The sequence below is a fragment of the Thermoflexus sp. genome (assembly GCF_042408365.1).
In the GTDB taxonomy this organism is placed as follows: Bacteria; Chloroflexota; Anaerolineae; order Thermoflexales; family Thermoflexaceae; genus Thermoflexus.
The window spans coordinates 1-3053 of sequence record NZ_JBHOQJ010000112.1 but is presented as its reverse complement, the minus strand read 5'-3'; the positions used below and the strand labels follow the sequence as shown (position 1 = coordinate 3053).

2 protein-coding genes and 1 pseudogene are annotated in these 3053 nt (G+C 59.4%); 2 read left to right on the top strand and 1 reads right to left on the bottom strand.

The window, feature by feature from the left end:
- Positions 1 to 255 (bottom strand): annotated as a pseudogene (locus ACFMO5_RS04935) (hypothetical protein); the annotation flags it as partial.
- 255 nt (positions 256 to 510) lie between these two features.
- On the opposite strand from ACFMO5_RS04935, the gene ACFMO5_RS04930 reads away from it, so the two are divergent.
- Together ACFMO5_RS04930 and ACFMO5_RS04925 are read left to right on the top strand one after the other, a co-directional pair.
- Positions 511 to 1668, top strand: a complete 1158-nt coding sequence (locus tag ACFMO5_RS04930) for a cysteinyl-tRNA synthetase (RefSeq protein ID WP_376791648.1) — start codon at positions 511 to 513, stop codon at positions 1666 to 1668.
- 471 nt (positions 1669 to 2139) lie between these two features.
- Complete coding sequence (locus tag ACFMO5_RS04925) at positions 2140 to 2826, top strand: response regulator transcription factor (RefSeq protein ID WP_376791647.1); 687 nt, start codon at positions 2140 to 2142, stop codon at positions 2824 to 2826.
- The last annotated feature ends 227 nt before the right edge of the window (positions 2827 to 3053 follow it).

Sequence of the window (3053 nt, the reverse complement as noted above, 5' to 3'; positions counted from 1 at the left end):
GAGCTGGAGGGGGAAGGCTGCCGGGGCAATGAACATGCCGATCAATCCGCCTAGCACTGCGGCCACAAATCCCCCGAGAGGGCCTAGCAATAGCGGGGCCATAGCGGAGAATACGTTCTGAAGAGGCACGTAACCCCCTCCGCCGACATAGGGGAAAATCGGAACCAGCGCGGTCACTCCGCAGAGGGCGCCGTAGAGCACGATCCAGGCGATCGAAGCCCCCGCAATCCGCATACCTCCTCGTGCTTCTTTCATCGCTTGCCTCCGGGAGCAAAGGAATAAGCGAAGGTCCTGATTGCTTTATAGTAAATCATAAATTTGGCCTGCTGTCAAATGAATTAAGGCTAATGGTTTTAATAAAAAGATACTGTAATCTGTTTCAATAACAATCTACAGCATTTATTTGCTTTGGAATGTTTCGAAAAATACGAAAACACGCATGGACAAGTTGTTTAAGATGTGTTAACATGAAAGTGCACAAGCTGTACAAATTGTGGCAAGGAGGAGGCGTTGAATATTGCTGGAGGGGCTGGGAGCCTATCGGATCAGTTCTCAGCGGTGGCCTCCCGTCCCGGGAAGATCGTGTTATTTGGCTCTGGAGAGATCGCGCCGGCAGGGCGACGGGGGCATGCGGCGGCGATGAAAGACTTCGAGCCGCCGGTGAAGGTGGCGATCCTGGAGACCCCCGCGGGCTTCGAATTGAACTCCGCGCGGGTGGCAGGGCGGGTGGCCGATTTCATTCGTGAGCGCTTGGGGGAGTTCCGGCCTCGCGTCCTGGTCATCCCGGCCCGTAAGCGCGGAACCCCCTTCAGTCCCGATGACCCCCACCTGGTGGCGCCCCTCTTGGAAGCAGACTACATTTTCATGGGCCCGGGGAGCCCCACGTATGCGATCCGGCAGCTGATGGGAAGCGTCGCCTGGCGCTATCTCCTGGCCCGCCATCGACAGGGGGCCGCTCTGGGGCTGGCCAGTGCGGCGGCCATCGCGGTCAGCACGTGGGCGGTGCCGGTTTATGAGATTTACAAAGCCGGCTACGATCCCCACTGGGTGCGGGGGTTGGATCTGTTTGGGGACTTTGGCCTTCAGCTGGCGATTGTTTCCCACTGGAACAATCAGGAAGGCGGGGAGGAAGTGGATACAAGCCGGTGCTTTATGGGGCGCGAGCGATTCGAGGCGATGCGGCGTTTCCTCCCACCCGAGGTGGTGATCCTGGGGATCGACGAGCACACAATAGCGGTTTTTGATTTCCTCAAGGGAACCGTGGAAGTGCTGGGTCGGGGACGGGTGACGATCTGGCGAGCGGATGGAATCCGAGAGGTGGAGTCAGGAGAGGCCTTCCCCATGACCTGGCTCGGGGAGGTCCGGATCCCACCGCCGATTGAGGCCTCACCGCCCCCGGGGGCGCCCAGCCTCTCCCAGCCAATGTTGCCCCCCGAGGTCGCAGCGCTGATCCGGGAGCGGGAGGCGGCTCGTCAGCGGCGGGATTGGGCAACCGCCGATGCGTTGCGAGATCGCATCCGGGCGCTGGGATATGAGGTTCAGGATACCCGGGAAGGTCCCCGCTGGCGTCCACGAGAGGACCCGGCCGCCCCATGGCGACCCCTGGAAGAGCCCGACCCGCGCCCAGCCGATGTCTCCAGGGCAATGGAATTCGGAGAGTTGGGGTGAGATCGTCGCCCCAAGGCGTGAGGGTGCCCCTTCACATGGAATTTCGATGGGACGTGGCCAAAGGTAGGGGCACCCACAAGGGTGTTCCTACATCGCGGAACGGCTTCACGAACCGTCCGCTTGCCTCCCTGCACAAGGGCGCTTGCTCCTCATGCTATGGGACGAAAGTCCTATATTGGTGAGCTGATTTTCTTCCATCATCATACATGTGGATTTTCAAAATAATTGGAACCCGGGTGGTCGCCCCAACGTGTGCGGATGAGCTTTGGGGCAGGCACAAGGCCTGCCCCTATATCCTTCCTGGGTCGCAGGGCCGCACTGGGAGGGAGTAGGGGCATTCCTGTGGATGCCCCAGGGAGCGGGTTGTTCGCATCCGCTAAGCTGTCGGACGATCGGCACCTCTTGGGGGACTGTCACATCATGCCGATTGGGCTTTACAGGCTTCAAGCCCAACTCTTCAAGGGAGGATCAATGACGCCTACTCTGCTGGTGATTGACGATGATCGGGAGTTCGTGGAGCTGCTCCGGAAGCGCCTGGAGGGGGCCGGCTATCAGGTTCGAATTGCGCTGGATGGAGCGACTGGCCTTCAGATCCTTGAGACCGAGCGGCCGGATTTGGTGATTTTGGACATCATGATGCCCGAGATGGATGGTTGGGAGGTCTGCCGTCGTATCCGGCAGATCTCGACGATCCCGATCCTGATGTTGACCGCCAAGGGAATGACCACGGATGTGGTATATGGTCTGGAACTGGGGGCGGACGATTATGTGACCAAGCCGTTCCAAGCGGATGTCCTTTTGGCACGGATCCGAGCCCTTCTACGCCGGGCGAGCGGCCGGGCGTTGCCGGAGCAAGGGATTTACCGATGTGGGGAGATCGTGCTGGATCTGGACCAGCACACAGTAACGGTGGCCGGGAGACCTGTTCAGCTGACCCCGCTGGAGTTCCGGCTTCTGAGCATCATGATGCGAAACGCCGGCCGGTTACTTCCCCATCGCTATCTCCTCACCCAGGTTTGGGGTCCGGAATACACGGATGATATCGACAACCTAAAGCTATATATTCACTATCTCCGCCAGAAGATCGAACCGGATCCCAGACATCCACGTTACATCTTGACGGAGTGGGGGATCGGATACCGTTTTCAGTGCGATTGAACCCCAAGCGTTCCCTCTCTCGGTTCACTCGGGGAGACCAGATGAAGAGATGAGGGGGGGCACGGAGAAGCCCTCCGCGTCCTGTTGGTTTTCCCTGGTTTCTACCTTTTGGTTACTATATGCCGCCCGGTAGGGAAGAGGCTGATGGTCCCTCCCCCTTCCCCGTAACCCTTTGGGCTGCGGGGGGGATGAGAAAAACTCTTTGGGGGTTGGGGGCCGCCGAAGGC